This is a genomic window from Xanthomonas bonasiae, assembly GCF_017163705.1.
In the GTDB taxonomy this organism is placed as follows: Bacteria; Pseudomonadota; Gammaproteobacteria; order Xanthomonadales; family Xanthomonadaceae; genus Xanthomonas_A; species Xanthomonas_A bonasiae.
In genome coordinates this window covers 394,197-414,620 of record NZ_JAFIWB010000001.1, presented here as the reverse complement: position 1 = coordinate 414,620, position 20,424 = coordinate 394,197, and the positions used below count along the sequence as shown (strand labels likewise).

General features: G+C 68.3%; 14 protein-coding genes and 1 tRNA gene. 11 read left to right on the top strand and 4 right to left on the bottom strand.

All coding sequences use genetic code 11. The features are described from left to right. Positions 1 to 18 precede the first annotated feature (18 nt). The 10 genes from JR064_RS01680 to pnp all read left to right on the top strand — a co-directional run bounded on the left by JR064_RS01680 (position 19) and on the right by pnp (position 12,953). The gene (locus JR064_RS01680; RefSeq protein WP_179563854.1) at positions 19 to 1,521 is read left to right on the top strand and encodes an NADH-quinone oxidoreductase subunit M; all 1,503 of its coding nucleotides are present in this window, start codon (positions 19 to 21) and stop codon (positions 1,519 to 1,521) included. Positions 1,522 to 1,558: 37 nt separating this feature from the next. Next, positions 1,559 to 3,034, top strand: coding sequence for an NADH-quinone oxidoreductase subunit NuoN (gene nuoN / locus JR064_RS01675; protein ID WP_191824842.1), 1,476 nt, complete (start codon positions 1,559 to 1,561; stop codon positions 3,032 to 3,034). A gap of 210 nt (positions 3,035 to 3,244) precedes the next feature. Continuing rightward, a tRNA-Met gene (locus tag JR064_RS01670) sits at positions 3,245 to 3,321 on the top strand. Positions 3,322 to 3,526: 205 nt separating this feature from the next. Then, complete coding sequence (gene rimP, locus JR064_RS01665; protein ID WP_179563855.1) at positions 3,527 to 4,174, top strand: ribosome maturation factor RimP; 648 nt, start codon at positions 3,527 to 3,529, stop codon at positions 4,172 to 4,174. Beyond that, positions 4,171 to 5,682, top strand: a complete 1,512-nt coding sequence (nusA, locus tag JR064_RS01660) for a transcription termination factor NusA (RefSeq protein ID WP_179563856.1) — start codon at positions 4,171 to 4,173, stop codon at positions 5,680 to 5,682. Before rimP ends, nusA begins: the two co-directional genes overlap by 4 nt. Positions 5,683 to 5,774: 92 nt before the next feature. Continuing rightward, a complete protein-coding gene (gene infB / locus JR064_RS01655) occupies positions 5,775 to 8,483 on the top strand; it encodes a translation initiation factor IF-2 (RefSeq protein WP_206228586.1) in 2,709 nt (902 codons plus the stop codon). A gap of 113 nt (positions 8,484 to 8,596) precedes the next feature. Then, on the top strand, positions 8,597 to 9,004 hold the full coding sequence (rbfA, locus tag JR064_RS01650; protein WP_179563858.1) for a 30S ribosome-binding factor RbfA: 408 nt from the start codon (positions 8,597 to 8,599) through the stop codon (positions 9,002 to 9,004). A 272-nt stretch (positions 9,005 to 9,276) separates the two neighbouring features. After that, positions 9,277 to 10,203 carry a tRNA pseudouridine(55) synthase TruB gene (gene truB / locus JR064_RS01645; protein ID WP_179563859.1) on the top strand — a complete coding sequence of 309 codons (927 nt, stop codon included), beginning with the start codon at positions 9,277 to 9,279 and terminating at the stop codon, positions 10,201 to 10,203. A gap of 216 nt (positions 10,204 to 10,419) precedes the next feature. After that, positions 10,420 to 10,680, top strand: coding sequence for a 30S ribosomal protein S15 (rpsO, locus tag JR064_RS01640; RefSeq protein WP_003467392.1), 261 nt, complete (start codon positions 10,420 to 10,422; stop codon positions 10,678 to 10,680). A gap of 164 nt (positions 10,681 to 10,844) precedes the next feature. After that, the gene (gene pnp, locus JR064_RS01635) at positions 10,845 to 12,953 is read left to right on the top strand and encodes a polyribonucleotide nucleotidyltransferase (protein WP_179563860.1); all 2,109 of its coding nucleotides are present in this window, start codon (positions 10,845 to 10,847) and stop codon (positions 12,951 to 12,953) included. A 227-nt stretch (positions 12,954 to 13,180) separates the two neighbouring features. On the opposite strand, the gene JR064_RS01630 is transcribed toward pnp, so the two are convergent. The 3 genes from JR064_RS01630 to JR064_RS01620 form a co-directional block, all read right to left on the bottom strand. After that, on the bottom strand, positions 13,181 to 14,566 hold the full coding sequence (locus tag JR064_RS01630; RefSeq protein ID WP_179563861.1) for a sensor domain-containing phosphodiesterase: 1,386 nt from the start codon (positions 14,564 to 14,566) through the stop codon (positions 13,181 to 13,183). A 119-nt stretch (positions 14,567 to 14,685) separates the two neighbouring features. Then, a complete protein-coding gene (locus JR064_RS01625) occupies positions 14,686 to 15,000 on the bottom strand; it encodes a DUF3175 domain-containing protein (RefSeq protein WP_179563862.1) in 315 nt (104 codons plus the stop codon). Between the two features lie 52 nt (positions 15,001 to 15,052). Then, positions 15,053 to 15,268: a hypothetical protein gene (locus JR064_RS01620; RefSeq protein ID WP_206228585.1), complete on the bottom strand. Its 216-nt coding sequence runs from the start codon at positions 15,266 to 15,268 to the stop codon at positions 15,053 to 15,055. 316 nt (positions 15,269 to 15,584) lie between these two features. Between JR064_RS01620 and JR064_RS01615 the strand changes: the two genes are divergently transcribed. Beyond that, positions 15,585 to 19,952 (top strand): DEAD/DEAH box helicase, encoded by a 4,368-nt coding sequence (locus JR064_RS01615; RefSeq protein ID WP_206228584.1) that lies wholly within the window; start codon positions 15,585 to 15,587, stop codon positions 19,950 to 19,952. Positions 19,953 to 20,060: 108 nt separating this feature from the next. Here the strand turns inward: JR064_RS01615 and JR064_RS01610 are convergent, their stop codons facing one another. After that, positions 20,061 to 20,411: a hypothetical protein gene (locus tag JR064_RS01610; protein ID WP_206228583.1), complete on the bottom strand. Its 351-nt coding sequence runs from the start codon at positions 20,409 to 20,411 to the stop codon at positions 20,061 to 20,063. Positions 20,412 to 20,424: the final 13 nt, after the last annotated feature.

Genomic DNA, 20,424 nt, shown 5'->3' with positions numbered 1-20,424 from the left:
TGTACGGAATAAGAACACGTGTCGAACTGGCCCCTACTGACTCTCCTGATCTGGCTGCCGATCCTCGGCGGCGCGCTGATCCTCGCGTTGCGCGACGCCAAGGCGGCGCGCTGGGCGTCGCTGCTGGTCGCGTTGCTGACCTTCGCCCTCAGCCTGCCGCTGCTCACCGGTTTCGACTACGCCAGCGACGCGCTGCAGTTCGTCGAAACCCATGCGTGGATCCCGGCCTACGACATCGGCTACAACCTCGGCGTCGATGGCATCGCGATCGCGCTGATCGTGCTGACCACGCTGGTCACGGTGCTGGCGCTGATCGGCGCCTGGACCTCGATCGAGAAGCGGGTCAACCAGTACGTGGCCGCGTTCCTGATCCTGGAAGGCGTCACCGTCGGCATCTTCGCCGCTACCGACGCGATGCTGTTCTATGTGTTCTTCGAGGCGATGCTGATCCCGATGTTCCTGATCATCGGCATCTGGGGCGGCCCGCGCCGCATCTACGCCGCGGTCAAGTTCTTCCTGTACACCTTCCTCGGCTCGGTGCTGATGCTGGTCGGGTTGATCTACCTGTACCTGAAGGGCGGCAGCTTCCAGCTCGCCGACCTGTACCAGCTGTCGCTGACCTCCAAGGAACAGACCTGGTTGTTCTTCGCGTTCCTGATCGCGTTCGCGGTCAAGGTGCCGATGTTCCCGGTGCACACCTGGCTGCCGGACGCGCACGTCGAGGCGCCGACCGCCGGTTCGGTGATCCTGGCGGCGATCGCGCTGAAGATCGGCGGCTACGGCTTCCTGCGCTTCAATCTGCCGATCCTGCCCGACGCCAGCAACGAGTGGGCCTGGCTGGTGATCGCACTGTCGCTGATCGCGGTGATCTACGTCGGCCTGGTCGCGCTGGTGCAGGACGACATGAAGAAGCTGATCGCGTATTCGTCGATCGCGCACATGGGCTTCGTCACCCTCGGCACCTTCATCGCCTTCGCCCTGGTCGGCTTCGGCAGCACCGATGCGGCGCGCCTGGGCCTGCAGGGCGCGATGGTGCAGATGATCTCGCACGGCTTCGTGTCCGGCGCGATGTTCTCCTGCGTCGGCGTGCTCTACGACCGCATGCATACCCGCCGCATCGCCGACTACGGCGGCGTGGCCAACGTGATGCCGTGGTTCGCCGCGTTCTCGATGCTGTTCTTCATGGCCAATGCCGGCCTGCCGGGAACCAGCGGGTTCGTCGGCGAGTTCATGGTGCTCATGGCCAGCTTCCAGACCCATCCGCTGCTGGCCGTCGGTGCGGGCACGACCCTGGTGATCACCGCCGCCTATACCCTGTGGCTGTACCGGCGCGTGTTCTTCGGCGAAGTGGCCAACGCGCACGTGGCCGAGCTGAAGGACATCAACGGCCGCGAGGCGCTGGTGCTGGGCGTGTTTGCGGTGGGCGTGCTGGTCCTGGGCCTGTATCCGAAGCCGCTGACCGACCTGATGGAACCCTCGATCGCAAAGCTGGCGGCGCAGATCGCCACCAGCAAGCTGTAATCGGGCCGTCGAGCGAAATGATTCCAGAGATTTGATGATGACCACCCCTGCGCTACTGCCCCTGACCGCCGTCGACCTGCCGCCCCTGCTCCCCGAGCTGGTGCTGACCGGCGGCGCCTTCGCCCTGCTGATGCTCGATCTGTTCGTCAGCGAGCGCAACAAGGCCTGGACCCATATCGTCTCGGTGGCGATCCTGGTCGCGGTGTTCGCGATGCTGCTCGCCGGCGTGGGCGGGCAGGGCGAGGTGTTCAACGGCATGTTCGTGCGCGACGCCGCCGCCGACGTGATGAAGACGGTGATCGTCGGCCTCAGCGCGCTGACCCTGATCTACGGCTGGAGCTACCTGCGCGAGCGCAAGCTGTACCAGGGCGAGATCCCGGTGCTGGTGCTGTTCGCCACGGTCGGCATGATGATCCTGGTCTCGGCCGGCAGCCTGCTGATGGTCTACCTGGGCCTGGAACTGCTGGCGCTGTGCTCGTACGCGCTGGTCGCGTCGAACCGCGACAACGGCATGGCCACCGAAGCGGCGATGAAGTACATCGTGCTCGGCTCGCTGGCCTCGGGCCTGCTGCTGTACGGCATGTCGCTGATCTACGGCGCCACCGGCACGCTGAGCCTGACCGGCATCCACGAGGCGATCGGTTCCACCCACGAGCGCACGCTGCTGCTGACCGGCACCATCTTCATGATCGCCGGCGTGGCGTTCAAGCTCGGCGCCGCGCCGTTCCACATGTGGCTGCCCGACGTGTACCAGGGCGCGCCGGCACCGATCGCGCTGTTCATCAGCTCGGCCTCGAAGCTGGCCGCGTTCGGCATGGCCTACCGGCTGCTGGAAGTGGGCGTCGGCCCGCTGGCCGAGCAGTGGCACTGGGTGATCGGCGGCCTGGCGGCGCTGTCGCTGCTGGTCGGCAACCTGATGGCGCTGGCGCAGAGCAACCTCAAGCGCATGCTGGCGTATTCGACCGTCTCGCACATCGGCTTCCTGCTGCTCGGCGTGGCCGGCGGCGGCGAGCGCGGCTATGCGGCGGCGCTGTTCTATGCGATCTGCTACGCGGTGATGTCCACCGCCTCGTTCGGCGCGATCATCGCGATGTCGCGCAAGGGCTTCGAGGCCGAGCACATCGACGACTTCAAGGGCCTGAACGCGCGCAACCCGTGGATGGCGCTGCTGGTGCTGTGCATCATGGCCTCGCTGGCCGGCGTGCCGCCGTTCCTGGGCTTCTGGGCCAAGCTGGCGGTGCTCGGCGCGGTGGTCGCGGTGCCGACCGACAACCTGTGGTGGACCGGCCTGGCCATCCTGTCGGTGCTGTGCGCGGTGATCGGCGCGTTCTACTACCTGCGCGTGATCAAGGTGATGTATTTCGACGAGCCGGTCGGCGAGCCGTTGCCGGCCAACGACGACCGCGTGCTCGGCGTGGTGCTCGGCGTCAATGCGATCGGCTTGCTGGCGCTGGGCCTGGCCTGGAGCCCGCTGATGGCGTGGTGCCAGCGCGCGTTCGCGCATCTGGCCTGATCGCGCGCCAAAGCGCTGTTTTCAAGCTGTTTGCGACAACGCCGCCTTCTTGGCGGCGTTGTCGTTTGTGCATCGAGCGATGCTATCGGTATTCCGTTATCGGTCGCGTGCGGTTATCATGTCGCTCGAAGACCGGCGGCATCGCCACCGGGTCGGATGAAAATCAGGGCTTGCAATAATCGCGCTGGTTCTTCATAATTCCGCTTCTGCTGCGGGGTGGAGCAGTCTGGCAGCTCGTCGGGCTCATAACCCGAAGGTCGCAGGTTCAAATCCTGCCCCCGCTACCATATTTGTCTACAGCGGCAACCAGTTCACCGGTTGCCTGCGGTAGGGAAATTTGGGCTTCGCGAAGACGCATGTTCCCGTCTTTGCAACCGGAATCCAGCTTTACCGGAGTCGTACCGGACAAGGGGCCCAACGGGCCCTTTGTCGTTTCCGGGGTCCGGGAAAACCGCCAGGACCGATTTCATTCATTCAAATGCAAGGCAGGCTGTGAGCGACAAGGCAAACGAAATCGCGAATCTGCTGGGCCCGACCGTGGACGCGTTGGGTCTGGAACTGCTGGGGGCGGAATACCTGCCGGCCCCGGGCGGCGCCACGCTGCGCCTGTATATCGACGTGCCGCTGGCCGAACAGCCCGAGCGCATCGTCAACATCGACGATTGCGAGCGGGTCAGCCGCGAAGTGTCGGCGCAGCTGGACGTGGAAGATCCGATCAGCGGCAACTACACGCTGGAAGTGTCCTCGCCCGGCGTGGACCGTCCGCTGTTCACCGCCGCGCAGTTCGCGCGCCACCAGGGCGAGTCGGCCAAGGTGGTGTTGAAGCTGCCGCAGCAGGGCCGTCGGCGCCTGCAGGGGCGCATCGCCCAGGTGGACGCGGACGCCGGCCGCATCGTGTTCGAGGTCGACGGCGCCGAACTGGCGGTGGACTTCGACAATATCGACAAGGCGCGGATCCTGCCCGACTGGGCGGCGCTGGGCCTGGCCCCGACCAAGCCGGGCAAGACGCCCAAGCAGCCGGGTAGCACCCCAAAGCCGCCGGCCAAGCGCCCCAAGCCGGCCGGCAAGACCGCAAAACCCAATAAGAAACCATCCAACGAACCGGCAGCCGACAAGGCTGCGCGCGGAGCGAAAGAATGAGCAAGGAACTGTTGCTGGTAGTCGACGCGGTGGCCAACGAAAAAGGCGTGCCGCGCGAAGTGATCTTCGACGCGATCGAGGCCGCCTTGGCCTCGGCGGCGAAGAAGCGCTACCCCGATCAGGACGTGCTGACGCGCGTCACCATCGATCACAAGGACGGCAATTACGAAACCTACCGCCGCTGGGAAGTGGTGGCCGACGACGTGGTGATGGAATCGCCGGACCGGCAGATCCGCCTGATGGACGCGGTCGACGAAGCCGAAGGCGTGGACGTCGGCGACTACATCGAAGAGCAGATCGAGAACCCGGATTTCGGGCGCATCGCCGCGCAGGCCGCCAAGCAGGTGATCGTGCAGCGCGTGCGCGAGGCCGAGCGCCAGCAGGTCGTGGACGCGTGGAAGGACCGCATCGGCGAGCTGGTCACCGGCGTGGTCAAGCGCGCCGAGCGCGGCAACATCTATGTCGATCTGGGCGGCAACGCCGAGGCCTTCATTCCCAAGGACAAGGGCATCCCGCGCGACGTGCTGCGCGCCGGCGACCGCGTCCGCGGCTACCTGGCCGAAGTGCGCTCGGAGCCGCGCGGCCCGCAGCTGTTCATCAGCCGCGCCGCGCCGGAATTCATGATCGAGCTGTTCAAGCTGGAAGTGCCGGAAGTGGGCCAGGGCCTGGTCGAGATCAAGGCCTGCGCGCGCGATCCGGGCGACCGCGCCAAGATCGCGGTGCTGGCGCACGACACCCGCACCGACCCGATCGGCGCCTGCATCGGCATGCGCGGTTCGCGCGTGCAGGCGGTGTCCAACGAGCTCAACGGCGAGCGCGTGGACATCGTGTTGTGGAACGACAACCCGGCCAATTTCGTCATCAACGCGATGGCGCCGGCCGAGGTGCAGTCGATCATCGTCGATGAGGAAAAGCACTCGATGGACCTGGCGGTGGCCGAAGACCGGCTGGCCCAGGCGATCGGCAAGGGCGGCCAGAACGTGCGTCTGGCCAGCCGCCTGACCGGGTGGCAGCTCAACGTGATGACCGCCGAGCAGGTCGCGGCCAAGTCCGAGGCCGAGCAGACCGTGGCCCGCCAGCTGTTCATGGAAAAGCTGGAAGTGGACGAGGAAATCGCCGCGATCCTGGTCGCCGAGGGCTTTAACTCGGTCGAGGAAATCGCCTACGTGCCGGTCGGCGAGCTGCTGGCGGTGGAAGGCTTCGACGAGGACATCGTCGAGGAGCTGCGGGCCCGCGCGCGCGATGCGTTGCTCAACGAGGCGCTGGCCGCCGAGGAAAGCGACGACAGCGGCGTGCCGGCGGCGGATTTGCTGTCGCTGGAAGGCATGGACGAGGCCACCGCCTACGCGCTGGCCAGCCATGGCGTGCGGACCAGCGAGGACCTGTCGGATCTGGCTGCGGACGAAATCCTCGAATTCGGCATCGAGGATGTGGACCAGGAGCGCGCCGCTGCGCTCATCCTGGCAGCCCGTGCCGAGGAGATCGCCCGATTGGAACGCGGCGAATGAGTCAGCGATGAATGCCGCCCTGAACCGATCAGGGCTTAGAATCCGCGCTACCTTCGCACGCGAGGGGGCGCCAACCAGATCATAGGATCCGAATGTCGCAGCAAACCACCATCCGCAAGCTGGCCGAACTGGTGAATACGCCGGTCGATAAACTGCTGGTTCAACTGGCCGAGGCCGGAATGAAGTTCAGCGGTCCCGACCAGGTCGTGACCAGTACCGAAAAGATGAAGCTGCTCGGCTTCCTGCGCCGTACCCACGGCAAGACCGACAAGCCGGTCGAGGAAGAAGCCCAGGCCGCGCCGAAGAAGATCACCCTGAACCGGCGCAAGCTGCAGGAAGTGACGGTCAGCGCCGGTCGCAGCAAGACCACGGTCAACGTCGAGGTCCGGCAGAAGCGTACCTACGTCAAGACCGCCGAAGACCTCGCTGCCGAGCGCGCGGGCATGTCGTCGGGCGGACGGGTGGATGACGAGCGCGCCGAGATCCTGCGCAAGCTGGAAGCCTCCAAGCAGCGCAACCTGGCCGAACAGCAGAAGCTCGCCGAGCAGGACCGTGCGCGCGCCGAGGAAATCGAGCGCAAGCGCCAGGCCGAGCAGGATGCGCGCGACCGCGTCGAAGCCGAGCGCAAGGCCGCGCAGGCCGCGTTGGAAGCCGAGTCGGCGCCGCCGGCTGCCGCGGCTACGCCTGCGTCCGCTGCGACCCCGAATACCGGTGCCGGCACCGGTGCCGCCGCCGCGCCGCGTGCGCCGCGTCCGGCCAGCGCGCCGCATCATCCGCCGAAGCCGGCCGCGCCGCGCAGCGACGACCGCAACGCCGGCAACAAGCACAAGACCCGCGGCTCGCACGTGATGGTCGCCGGCGTCGAGGACGACGACAGCACCAGCCGCTTCGCCGGCCAGCTGCACCTGTCCGCGGCCGATCGCGCGCGCCGTTCCAACGTGCGCGGCAAGCCGCGCGGCGGCAACAGCGGCGGCCGTCGCCAGCCCGAGCCCTCGCGCAGCGGCGGCGGCGCGCATGGCTTCGAGCGTCCGACTGCACCGGTGGTGCGCGAAGTGGCGATCGGCGAGACCATCACCGTGGCCGACCTGGCGCAGAAGCTCGCGCTGAAGGGCGGCGACGTGGTCAAGGCGCTGTTCAAGATGGGCGTGATGGCCACCATCACCCAGTCCATCGACCACGACACCGCGGCGCTGATCACCGAAGAGCTCGGCCACAAGCCGGTGCGCGCGGGCAGTGCCGACGCCGAGGACGCGCTGCTGGCGCACACCGAGGACGAGCAGGGCGAGAAGCGCTCGCGTCCGCCGGTGGTCACCATCATGGGTCACGTCGATCACGGCAAGACCTCGCTGCTGGACTACATCCGCCGCACCAAGGTCGCCTCGGGCGAAGCCGGTGGCATCACCCAGCACATCGGCGCGTATCACGTCGAAACCGATCGCGGCGTCATCAGCTTCCTGGATACCCCGGGCCATGCGGCCTTCACCTCGATGCGCGCGCGCGGCGCCAAGCTGACCGACATCGTGGTGCTGGTGGTGGCGGCCGACGACGGCGTGATGCCGCAGACGATCGAGGCGGTCAAGCACGCCAAGGCGGCCGGCGTGCCGCTGATCGTGGCGGTCAACAAGATCGACAAGTCCGGCGCCGATCCGCTGCGGGTCAAGAACGAACTGCTCTCGCAGGACGTGGTCGCCGAAGAATTCGGTGGCGACACCCAGTTCGTCGAAGTCTCGGCCAAGACCGGCGCGGGCATCGACACGCTGCTCGACGCGATCTCGCTGCAGGCCGAAGTGCTGGAGCTGAAGGCGGTGTTCGATGGCCGCGCCAGCGGCGTGGTGATCGAATCCTCGCTGGACAAGGGCCGTGGCCCGGTGGCGACGGTGCTGGTGCAGCAGGGCAGCCTGAAGCGCGGCGACTACCTGGTGTGCGGCGTGCAGTACGGCCGCGTGCGTGCGCTGTTCGACGAGACCGGCGGCCAGCCGGCCGAGGCGGGTCCGTCGATCCCGGTGCAGGTGCTCGGCCTGTCCGGCGTGCCGGATGCCGGCGACGACTTCGTCGTGGTCGACGACGAGCGCCTGGCCAAGGACGTGGCGCAGCAGCGCGAGGCCAAGCGCCGCGAGTCGCGCCTGGTGTCCTCGGCGGGCAGCCGCATGGAAGACATCATGTCGCAGCTCGGCAAGGGCGAAGGCCAGCTGTCGCTGAACCTGGTGATCAAGGCCGACGTGCAGGGTTCGGTGGAAGCGCTGAAGCAGTCGCTGGTGGCCCTGTCCAACGAGCAGATCCGGATCAACGTGATCCACTCCGGCGTCGGCGGCATTACCGAGTCCGATGCGAACTCGGCGCTGGCCTCCAAGGCCACGGTGATCGGCTTCAACGTGCGTGCGGACGCTTCGGCGCGGCGCATCATCGAAACCAACGGCGTGGACCTGCGCTACTTCTCGATCATCTATGACGTGATCGACCAGGTGAAGCAGGTGGCCTCCGGTCTGCTCGGCGTGGAAATCCGCGAAGAGATCATCGGTACCGCCCAGGTGCGCGACGTGTTCCGCAGCTCCAAGTTCGGCGCGGTCGCCGGCTGCATGGTCGTGGAGGGCGTGGTCAAGCGCAACAAGCCGATCCGCGTGCTGCGCGACAACACCGTGGTGTTCGAGGGCGAGCTGGAATCGCTGCGTCGCTTCAAGGAGAACGTCGACGAGGTGCGCAACGGCACCGAGTGCGGTATCGGCGTGAAGGCCTACAACGACGTCAAGCCGGGCGACCAGATCGAGTGCTTCGAGCGCATCGAAGTGCAGCGCACGCTGTAAGAAGCCGGGAGTCGGGATTCGGGAATCGGGATTTGGAAAAGCGGCGGCCTGGTGCGCGTCGCTCGTTCCCGCCCATTCCCGGTCCCGCGCTCCGAACAGAGAGATTCCGGACCATGGCAACAAAATCCTTTCACCGTACCGATCGCGTGTCTGCGCAGATCCGCCGCGACCTGGGTACGATCGTGCATTCGGCCGTGCGCGATCACGGCCTGCCGTCGGTCAGCGTTTCCGACGTCGAGGTCACCCGCGACCTGGCCCATGCCAAGGTGTTCGTCACCGCGTTGCTGCCCGAGCGCTCCGTAGAGGCGGTCAAGGGCCTGAAAGAGCTGGCGCCGCAACTGCGTAGCGAGCTGGCGCGGGCGATGAAGCTGCGCCATGTGCCCGAACTGCATTTCCACTACGACGATTCGGTCGATCGCGGCGAGCGCATCGACAACCTGCTGCGCGACATGCCCGAATTGCAGCAGTCGGAAGACGCCGAGGGCGACAGCGACGGCGACGCGGTCCCGCCGAAAGCCTGAGTCGTTGCCGCCGGTGCGATTGCATCGGCACCGCGCGTCGGGCGCACTGCAGGCCACCCATGTTTGCCTCGGCCCGTGCTCCGCAGCCTTGTCTGCGCGGCCGGCAGATCCTTCTGCATCGGCCTGCTTTTCCTTGTGGCCTGCGACGATCGCAGGCCTTACCGTTCGATTCCCGATTCCCGATTCCCGATTCCCGATTCCCGATTCCCGATTCCGAATCCCGAATCCCGAATCCCGAATCCCGAATCCCGAATCCCCCAGCTTCCAGCCCCATGCCCGTCTTCGGCCCCCGACTGCCCCGCATCTCCTTCCGCCGCCTCGACGGCATCGTGCTGCTCGACAAGCCGGCCGGCATGAGTTCCAACGCGGCGCTGCAGGCGGCGCGGCGGCTGTTCCGTGCCGAGAAGGGCGGCCATACCGGCAGCCTGGATCCGCTGGCCACCGGCCTGCTGCCGCTGTGCTTCGGCGAGGCGACCAAGCTGGCCGGGCTGCTGCTGGGGTCGGCCAAGGCCTACGAAGCGGAGATCGTGCTCGGCGTGAGCACCGACAGCGACGATGCCGACGGCGCGGTGCTGCGCACCCGGCCGGTGCCGGCGATCGATGCGGCGACCCTGCAGGCGGCGCTGGCGCCGCTGCGCGGACGCATCCGCCAGCGCGCGCCGATCTATTCGGCGCTGAAGCAGGGCGGCGAGCCGCTGTACGCGAAGGCGCGCCGCGGCGAGGCGATCGAGGCGCCGGAGCGCGAGGTCGAGGTCCACGCCATCGACGTGCTCGCCCACGAGAGCGAGCGCCTGCGCCTGCATGTGGCCTGCGGTTCCGGCACCTATATCCGCAGCCTGGCCCGCGACCTGGGCGAGGCGCTGGGCTGCGGCGCGCATATCGCCGGGCTGCGGCGCTTGTGGGTGGAGCCGTTCCGGCAGCCGCAGATGGTGACCCTGGAACAGCTGCAGCAGCTGGCCGCGCAGGAGCCGCAGGCGCTGGAGGCGCTGTTGCTGCCGCTGGCCGCCGGCCTGGTCGACTTCCCGCCGTTGCGCCTGGACCATGCTGCGGCGCAGCGTTTCCGCATGGGCCAGCGCCTGCGCGATGCGGCCTGGGCGCCGGGCGCGGTCGCGGTGTTCGGCGAGGACGGCCTGCCGCTGGGGCTGGGCCAGGTCGATGCCGGCGGGCTGCTGGCGCCGCAGCGCATGTTCAACCTCTGATCCGCGAGCCTGCGGAGGGGCCTTGCGCGGGCCGCGATGCGGCCGGCCTGGCCGTGACGCGGCGTTAACACCTTGTTCGTCCGGGCTGGGGCCGGTACAATTCGGCGGCCTTTACGGCAACCCTGCGCTCCGGCGCAATCCTTCGCAATCGGCGAGCCAGGCGGTGCGTCTCATCAGCACGTTTCTGCCGGCCCCGCATCTCTGAGAAAACACACCATGTCCATCGACACCCAGAAAGTCATCGAAGAAAACAAGCGCGGCGCCGCCGACACCGGCTCCCCGGAAGTGCAGGTCGCCCTGCTGACCGCGCGCATCGAGCTGCTGACCGGCCACTTCAAGACCCACAAGAAGGACCACCACAGCCGCCGCGGCCTGCTGCAGATGGTCAACCGCCGCCGCAGCCTGCTCGACTATCTGAAGAAGAAGGATGGCGAGCGCTACAAGGCGCTGATCGAGAAGCTCGGCCTGCGTCGCTGAGTCAACGAACCCTACCGCGGCGCAGTGATGCGCCGCGGTTTTGTTTTGGGTAGTACCGTGGCCCGGGGAATGCTCCGCGCCGCCGGCCGGATCCTCCCGGCCACCCGCCAGCGGCATGGGCCGTCAGCGGTCCATTCGAAGACAGCATCATCCAAGGAAACCCCGTGGCAAAAATCACCAAAACCTTCCAGTACGGCAAGCACACCGTCACCCTCGAAACCGGCGAGATCGCCCGCCAGGCCGGCGGCGCCGTCATCGTCAAGATGGACGACACCGTACTGCTGGTCACCGCCGTCGCCGCCAAGAGCGCGCGCGAAGGTCAGGACTTCTTCCCGCTGACGGTCGACTATCAGGAGAAGTTCTACGCCGGCGGCCGCATCCCCGGCGGCTTCTTCAAGCGCGAGGGTCGTGCGACCGAGAAGGAGACGCTGATTTCGCGTCTGATCGACCGTCCGATCCGTCCGCTGTTCCCGGAAGACTACAAGAACGAAGTGCAGATCATCGCCACGGTGATGTCGATGAACCCGGACATCGACGGCGACATCGCCGCGCTGATCGGCGCCTCGGCCGCGCTGTCGCTGGCCGGCACCCCGTTCAACGGCCCGATCGGCGCCGCCAAGGTCGGTTACAAGAACGGCGAATACATCCTCAACCCGACCATCACCGAGCTGAAGGATTCGCAGCTGGAGCTGGTCGTGGCCGGTACCGCCAACGCGGTGCTGATGGTCGAGTCCGAAGCGGCGCTGCTGTCGGAAGAAGTGATGCTGGGCGCGGTCACCTTCGGCCATCGCGAGATGCAGAAGGTCATCAACATCATCAACGAGCTGACCGTCGAAGCCGGCACCAAGCCGTCCGACTGGGTCGCTCCGGCGAAGAACGAAGGCATGATCGCGGCGCTGAAGGAAGCGGTCGGCGATCAGCTGGCGTCGGCGTTCCAGGTGCGCGACAAGCTGCAGCGTCGCGACGCGATCTCGGCGATCAAGAAGGACGTGCTGGCGCAGCTGGCGCCGCGCGCCACCGTCGAAGGCTGGGTCGCTGCCGACCTGTCCAAGGAATTCGGCGAGCTGGAATACCAGACCATGCGCGGCTCGGTGCTGAGCACCAAGGTGCGCATCGATGGCCGTGCGCTGGACACGGTGCGTCCGATCAGCGTCAAGGCCGGCGTGCTGCCGCGCACCCATGGCTCGGCGCTGTTCACCCGCGGCGAGACCCAGGCGATCGTCATCACCACGCTGGGCACCGCCCGCGACGGCCAGGTGATCGACGCGGTCAGCGGCGAGTACAAGGAAAACTTCCTGTTCCATTACAACTTCCCCCCCTACTCGGTGGGCGAGTGCGGTCGCTTCGGCGCGCCGAAGCGTCGCGAGATCGGTCACGGCCGCCTCGCCAAGCGCGGCGTGCTGGCAGTGATGCCGAGCATGGAAGAGTTCCCGTACACGATCCGCGTGGTGTCGGAAATCACCGAGTCCAACGGTTCCTCGTCGATGGCCTCGGTGTGCGGCAGCTCGCTGGCGCTGATGGACGCCGGCGTGCCGGTGAAGGCGCCGGTCGCGGGCATCGCGATGGGCCTGGTCAAGGAAGGCGACGACTTCGTGGTGCTGTCGGACATCCTGGGTGACGAAGATCACCTGGGCGACATGGACTTCAAGGTCGCCGGTACCGCCGAAGGCGTGTCCGCGCTGCAGATGGACATCAAGATCGAAGGCATCACCGAAGAGATCATGAAGCAGGCCCTGGCGCAGGCCAAGGCCGGCCGCCTGCACATCCTCGGCGAGATGGCCAGCGCGCTGACCAGCCCGCGTTCGGAACTGAGCGACTACGCGCCGCGCCTGCTGACGATCAAGATCCACCCGGACAAGATCCGCGAAGTGATCGGCAAGGGCGGCTCGACCATCCAGGCGATCACCAAGGAAACCGGCACCCAGATCGACATCCAGGACGACGGCACCATCGTCATCGCCTCGGTCAACGCGATCGCTGCGCAGGCCGCCAAGGCGCGCATCGAGCAGATCACCTCGGACGTGGAGCCGGGCCGCATCTACGAAGGCAAGGTCGCCAAGATCATGGACTTCGGTGCGTTCGTCACCATCCTGCCGGGCAAGGACGGCCTGGTGCACGTGTCGCAGATCTCCAGCGACCGCGTCGAGAAGGTCAGCGACGTGTTGAAGGAAGGCGATCTGGTCAAGGTCAAGGTGCTGGAAGTCGACAAGCAGGGCCGTATCCGCCTGTCGATGAAGGCCGTGGAAGAAGGCGAGGGCGTGACGGCCGAGTAAGCCGTCGGCGTCCAACGCTGCAGCAAGGAAAAAGCGGGCTTCGGCCCGCTTTTTTCATGCGCGGCGTTTGCGCGCGATGTGTTCGGTGAGCGGCCGGAATGCGGCAGGCCGCGATCCCCACGATCTCCCCGCGATCCCCTTGTAGGAGCGGCTTCAGCCGCGACCGGAGCTTTCCCGGTAATGCCAAGTCGCGGCTGAAGCCGCTCCTACAGGAGCAATCCAACGTTCTAACCAGGCGCTGAGTCCGCCTCGTCGCCGATCACCGGATAGCGCGCCAGGTGCGCCGACAGCGGCCCCGGGTGCGCCAGTTGGTAGCCTTGCCCGTAGCGCGCGCCCAGCGCCTGCAGCGTGGCCAGCTCGCTCTCGGTCTCGATGCCTTCGACGATCACGCTCGCGTCGGTCTCGGCGGCGAAGGACAGGATCGCCAGCGCCAGCCGCTGGCGCCGCGGTTCGGCGTCGATGCCGCGGGTCAGGGTCAGGTCCAGCTTGATGATGTCCGGCGACAGGTGCAGCAGGTGGCGCAGGCTGGCGAAGCCGGTGCCGGCGTCGTCCAGCGCGATGCGCAGGCCCTGCCGCTGCAGCGCGCCGATATGCTCGGACAGGCGCGGATAGTCCGGCGCCTGCAATTGCTCGGTGATCTCCAGCACCACCCGCGACAGGTCGTGGCCGTGCAGCAGCGCCTCCAGCTGCGGGTGCAGCAGGGTCTGCGCGGAGACGTTGATCGCCAGGTACAGCGGCGCCGGCAGCTGCGGCAGCAACTGCAGCGCCTTGCGCGCCGCGGCCAGCTCCAGTTCCAGCGCCAGCCCGACCCTGCTCGCGTCGTCGAACCAGCGCAATGGCGCCAGGCCGGGATTGGACGGGAACCGCGACAAGGCCTCAACGCCGACGATGCGCTGCGTGGACAGCGCCAGCACCGGCTGGGTCACGATCTGCAGGCGCTCGTTGGCGACCACCTCGCGGATGCGCGTGGCGATCGCCGCCTTCTCGCGGAACGCGTGCTTCTCCGCGTTCTGGCGGCGTGCGATATCGGTCTGTAGCGCGGCGCGGTCCATCGCCAGCGCCAGCGTCGCGCCGACCAGGGTCGCCAGCATTTCCAGCGTGCGCACGTCCTGCGGGGTATAGCTGCAGCGGTACGGCGACATCACCTTCAGTACGCCGATGCCGCGGTCGCCGTAGCGCAGCGGCACCACCAGCATCGAGCGCAGGCCGACCTTGCGGCAGGCGACCAGATTGACCCGCGGGTCTTCTTCCGAATCGTCGCACTGCAGCACCTGGCCGCTGCGCATGCACAGGCCGGACAGGCTGCCGTCGCTGGGCAGGCGCAGGCCCAGGTGTCGTTCGGCGATGCCGCTGGCCGACCAGTACAGCATGTCGTTGCCGTCGCACATTTCCACCACCGCGCCGGTGGAGCGGGTCAGCTCCTGCGCGCGGCGGGTCACCACATCGACCACTTGCAGCGGGTCGCTGCCGGCGGCGGCGATCTCGCCCTGGGCGAGGATGATCCGCGACAGCAGCAGCGCATCCTCGCTCATCGCCGAGGCAACGGGGCCGCGCTCGGCAGCGGTATCGGCGGGGCGCTGGACCCAGTCCGAAATGTCGGGTTCCCTGGTCATGTCGCGATCATGCGCCTATGGTTCGGCGCAGGGCAATCGGAACGCGCCGGGGTTGCGCTAGCGAAGCACGGAACTGCCGTGCGCATCACGCCGCGCCGCCGCATGCCGCGTCGCGGCGCTCAGCCGGTGGCGCCCTTGCGCGGCTTGCCGTACAGGCTGCGCAGTTCGTCCTTGGCCTGTTCCAGCACCTCGCGGCGCTGGGCCGGCAGCTGCTTGCCGGCGCGGTTGATGTAGAAGGTCAGCATCGACATCGCCGAGCGGTAGGGACCGGTGCGGCGCCGCGCGCTCTGGTCGGCGGAGTGCTTGAGCGAACGGGCGATGGACACCGGGTCGTCGCGTTCGAACACGCTGGGCGTGAGGTCCAGCGCATCGCTGCTCTCGTTGACGCGCTGCACCCAGTGGGCGGTGGAAACATTCGAGCTGCTGTGTGCCATTGGTGATGCTCCTTGGCTAGGGAAGTGAAGAGTGGAAGTCGACGCGGAATCGTCATGCCGCCGATGGCGAGCGAATGGGTGGAGCGAAGAAACCATCGTCGTCGGTGCGGACGCTGCCGCGATGCACGCCGATACCGCACACGCGCGTTGCGATGCTGTCGCGCGTGGCGGCCATCGCGGACCACCTGCGTTGCGCAATGCCATCGCGCGCGCAGGCATGCGCCGCGCCTGCGTGGCTGCGCCGGCATCGACGCGGTTGTTCGATCATGCTGCCATGCTGCATGCAAGGCTCCCCGAAGCGAATTTCACGTCCGTTGCGTTGACGCTAGAGGCGCAGGCGTGACGTCATCGACAACATAACCGCGCATCTCGGTGCTCGTGGTAGACAGTGCGCTTTTCACTGAACGATTAACCGAAAAATCCCTTGAAAACAGCTGTGCCGCGCATGCTCGCTTGATCGGGGCTGGTAACGTCACCATCTTGCGCATGCGTCATTGACGCGGTTGTCGCACCGAGGACAATCGAGACATTCCACCTTTCGCGCGCAGTGCATCCGATCGCAATCGCGCGCCGCAGGAGACCGCATGTCGCTCGTGCAAGCACGCTTCCATCCTGCCGTCGCCCGCTGGTTCGAGCGCTGTTTTGCCGCGCCGACGCCGGCGCAGCTGGCCGCATGGCCGGCGATCCAGGACGGTCGGCATACCTTGGTGGCGGCGCCCACCGGCTCCGGCAAGACCCTGACCGCGTTCCTCGCCGCGCTCGATGCGCTGCTGCGTGAAGGCCTGCGCGATGGCGGACTCGCCGATCGCACCCAGGTGCTGTACGTGTCGCCGCTGAAAGCGCTTTCAAACGATATCCAGCTCAATCTCGAGGCGCCGCTGGCCGGCATCCGCGCCGAGCTGGCCGCGCTGGGCCTGCCCGATGTGGAGATCCGCACCGCGGTGCGCACCGGCGACACCCCGCAGCGCGAGCGCGCGCAGGCGCGGCGGCGCCCGCCGCACGTGCTGGTGACCACGCCCGAGTCGCTGTACGTGCTGCTCGGTTCGGTGTCCGGGCGCGACGCGCTGCGCCACGTGCGCACGGTGATCGTCGACGAGATCCACGCGCTGGCCGCGAACAAGCGCGGCAGCCACCTGGCGCTGTCGCTGCAGCGGCTGCAGCAGTTGTGCGCGACGCCGCCGCTGCGCATCGGCCTGTCGGCGACGCAGAAGCCGATCGATGCGGTCGCGCGTTTTCTGGTCGGCAGCGCTGCGGTGCACGCAGGACAACCGGATTGCGCGATCGTCGACATCGGCTACGCGCGCGCCCGCGACCTGGCGCTGGAGCTGCCGCCGACGCCGCTCAGCGTGACCATGTCCAACGACCAGTGGCAGCAGGTGTACGCGCGCCTGGCCGAGCTGGTGCGCGCGCATCGCACCACGCTGGTGTTCGTCAACACCCGGCGCATGGCCGAACGCACCGCGCGGCACCTGGGCGAGCTGCTCGGCAACGAGGTGGTGGCGGCGCACCACGGCAGCCTGGCGCGCGAGGCGCGGCTGCTCGCCGAGCAGCGGCTCAAGGCCGGTCAGTTGCAGGTGCTGGTCGCCACCGCTTCGCTGGAACTGGGCCTGGACATCGGCGACGTGGACCTGGTGTGCCAGCTCGGCTCGCCGCGCTCGATCGCCAGTTTCCTGCAGCGCGCCGGGCGTTCCGGGCATGCCGTCGGCGGCACGCCGAAGGCGCGGCTGTTCCCGCAGTCGCGCGACGATCTGGTCGAATGCGCGGCGCTGCTCGACTGCGTGCGCCGCGGCGAACTGGATGCGCTGCGCATCCTCGACGCGCCGCTGGACGTGCTGGCGCAGCAACTGGTGGCCGAGGTGGCCTGCCAGGAATGGGACGAGGACGCGCTGTACGCGCTGGTGCGCGGCGCCTGGCCGTACGCGACGCTGCCGCGCGAGCGCTTCGACACGGTGCTGCGGATGCTGAGCGAAGGCTTCAGCACGCGGCTCGGCCCGCGCGCCGGCTACCTGCATCGCGACGCGGTGCATCGCCGCGTGCGCGAGCGCCGCGGCGCGCGCATGGCGGCGCTGACCTCCGGCGGCACCATTCCCGAGACCGGCGACTACAGCGTGTTGCTGGAGCCGCAGGCCGAGACCATCGGCACGGTCAACGAAGACTTCGCGGTGGAGAGCCTCAGCGGCGACGTGTTCCAGCTCGGCAACGCCAGCTATCGCATCCTGCGCGTGGAGCCGGGGCGGGTGCGGGTGGAAGACGCGCGCGGCGCGCCGCCGAACATCCCGTTCTGGCTCGGCGAGGCGCCGGGGCGCAGCGACGAACTGTCGGCCGGGGTGTCGCGGCTGCGCGCGCAGCTGGAGCGGTGCCTGGAGCAGGGCGGTGCGGCGCAGGCGTTGGCCTGGCTGCACCAGGAGCTGGCGCTGGACGCCGCCGCCGCGCAGCAACTGGTGGACTATCTGGGCCGCGCCCGCACCGCGCTGGGCGCGCTGCCCACGCAGCGCTGCATCGTGCTGGAGCGCTTCTTCGACGACAGCGGCGGCACCCAGTTGGTGATTCACAGCGTGCATGGCAGCCGCATCAATCGTGCCTGGGGCCTGGCCCTGCGCAAGCGCTTCTGCCGCACCTTCAATTTCGAACTGCAGGCGGCGGCCACCGAGGACGCGATCGTGCTGTCGCTGTCGACCCGGCACAGTTTCGTGCTGGAAGAGGTCGCACGTTACCTGCATGCGTCGTCGGCGCTGGAGGTGCTGGTGCAGGCCTTGCTGGACGCGCCGCTGTTCGGGGTACGCTGGCGCTGGAACGCTACCAACGCGCTGGCCTTGCCGCGCTTCACCGGCGGGCGCAAGGTCGCCCCGCAGCTGCAGCGGATGAAGTCCGAGGATCTGCTCGCCACGGTGTTCCCGGACCAGGTCGCCTGCGCGGAGAACCTGGTCGGCGAGCGCGAGATCCCCGAACACCCGCTGGTCGCGCAGACCCTGCACGACTGCCTGCACGAGGCGATGGACAGCGACGGCTGGCTGCAGCTGCTGCGCGGCATCGAGGACGGCAGCGTGCGGGTGCTGGCGCGCGATCTGGCGGCGCCGTCGCCGCTGGCGGCCGAGGCGATGGACGCGCGGCCGTACGCGTTCCTCGACGATGCGCCGCTGGAAGAGCGCCGCACCCAGGCCGTGCACAGCCGCCGCTACCAGGATCCGGACAGCGCCGACGACCTCGGCCGGCTCGATCCGGACGCGATCGCCGCGGTGCGCGAGGAAGCCTGGCCGCAGCCGCGCAGCCACGACGAGATGCACGAGGCGCTGGTCGCGCTCGGCGTGCTGACCGACAGCGAGGCCGCCGCACACGCGGCCTGGCCGAACTGGCTGGCCGAGCTGGCCGCCGACGCGCGTGCCACCCGCCTGCAGGGCAACAGCGGCGACGGCGTCGCGTTGTGGGTCGCGGCCGAGTCGCTGGCGCTGATCGCGCCGCTGTATCCGCAGGCCGCCGCGCAGCCGCGCATCGCCGTGCCGGAGGGCTACGCGATCGACGACTGGCAACGCGACCACGCGCTGCGCGAACTGCTGCGCTCGCGCCTGGCGGCCCTGGGTCCGGTGACCGCGGCGGCGCTGGCGGCGCCGCTGCAGATGCCGCTGCGCGAGGTGCAGGCGGCGCTGCTGGCATTGCAGCAGGACGGCTACATCCTGCCCGGCCGCTTCACTCCCGAGGCCGGCGACGACGAGTGGTGCGAGCGCCATCTGCTGGCGCGCATCCACCGCTACACGCTGGGCCGGCTGCGCCGCGAGATCGAACCGGTGGCGCCGCGCGACTACGCGCGCTTCCTGTTCCGCTGGCAGCACCTGGATGGCGAAGGCCGCGTCGCCGGCGCGGAGGCGCTGGCCAGCGTGCTGGCGCAACTGGAGGGCTTCGAGGCGCCGGCGGCGCTGTGGGAGGGCGACCTGCTGCCGGCGCGGGTGCGCGACTATGCCCCGGCCTGGCTGGACGAACTGTGCAGCGCCGGACGCACGCTGTGGACGCGCCTGCGCCCGGCAGCGGCTGGCGCGGTCGGTGCGGGCGGCACGGGTTCGCTGCGCAGCACGCCGATCCTGCTGCTGCCGCGGCGCAGCGCCGCGCAGTGGTCGCGCCTGGCGCCGGCGGCGGCCGAGCCGGGCACGCTCGGTTCGCGCGCGCAGAAGGTCGCCGATTACCTCGGGACGCACGGCGCCTCGTTCTTCGACGAGATCGCCGATGCGACGCGGCTGCTGTCCACCGAACTGGAAGAGGCGCTGGCCGAGTTGGTCGGCGCAGGCCGCATCCACTGCGACAGTTACGCCGGCCTGCGCGCGTTGCTGGTGCCGGCATCGAAGCGACCGTCGGCGCTGGCCCGGCGCCGGCGCCGGGTGCCGCTGTACGGCATCCAGGATGCGGGACGCTGGGCGCTGCTGCGCGTTGCTGCGGATGCCGACGACGCCGCGGCGCGGGGCGAGGCGCTCGAGCACCTGGCGCGGACTCTGCTGCGCCGTTACGGCGTGATCTGCTGGCGCCTGCTCGAACGCGAGGCGGCGTGGCTGCCGCCGTGGCGCGAGCTGCTGCGCGTCTATCAGCGCCTGGAGGCGCGCGGCGAGATCCGCGGCGGGCGTTTCATCAGCGGGCTGTCCGGCGAGCAGTTCGCGCTGCCCGAGGCGATCGGCCTGCTGCGCCAGGTGCGGCGGCAGCCGCACGATGGCGCCTGGCTGTGCGTGGCCGCGGCCGATCCGGCCAACCTGCTCGGCAGCGTGCTGCCGGGCAACCGGGTGCCGCGCGTGCCCGGCGCGCGGGTGCTGTATCGCGATGGCGTGCCGGTGGCGACGTGGGTAGCGGAGCGTTTCGAAACGTTGCAGGACCTGAGCGCGGCCGACAGCGCCGTGGCGCGGCAGCGGCTGACAGAGACGGCGACGTCCGGCACACGCGATGCCATCGCCGAAATGCTCGCCAGCCTGCGTTGAATGCGCGGAATACGCGCGGTATCGCGTAACACTAACTCATTCACATAACAACGCGGCGGCGCCGCGGTCGTGCGGTTTTCACGTCTTGTCTACAAATAACTTAGGTGCTCATCCCAGTTGTTCGTCATCTGTGCGCGGGCGAAAAACGGCGCACAGAACAAGTGCGGCATGCGTGTCGAGCCTGGCCCAGGCCTCCTGCTGCGGCGCATGAACACTGCGCGGAAAGGCTCGGCGCGTATTCATCGAAGCAGCGCAAATGTGCGCGTGTGTGCTGAATTCCGCAGTTGTGCGGCCGATTAAAGGCGACTTTCCGGTCTGCCGATAGCCTTCAAGCAACGGGCGACGCAGCGCCGCGCCGATAAAGCATGCCGCATGTGCCGTTGCGATCGTTCCCGATCCACGTGGTGCAACGGGAAGGACATCCGGACGCGTCGCCGTGGCGCGGTCGTTATCAAACAATCGGGGAAGACAT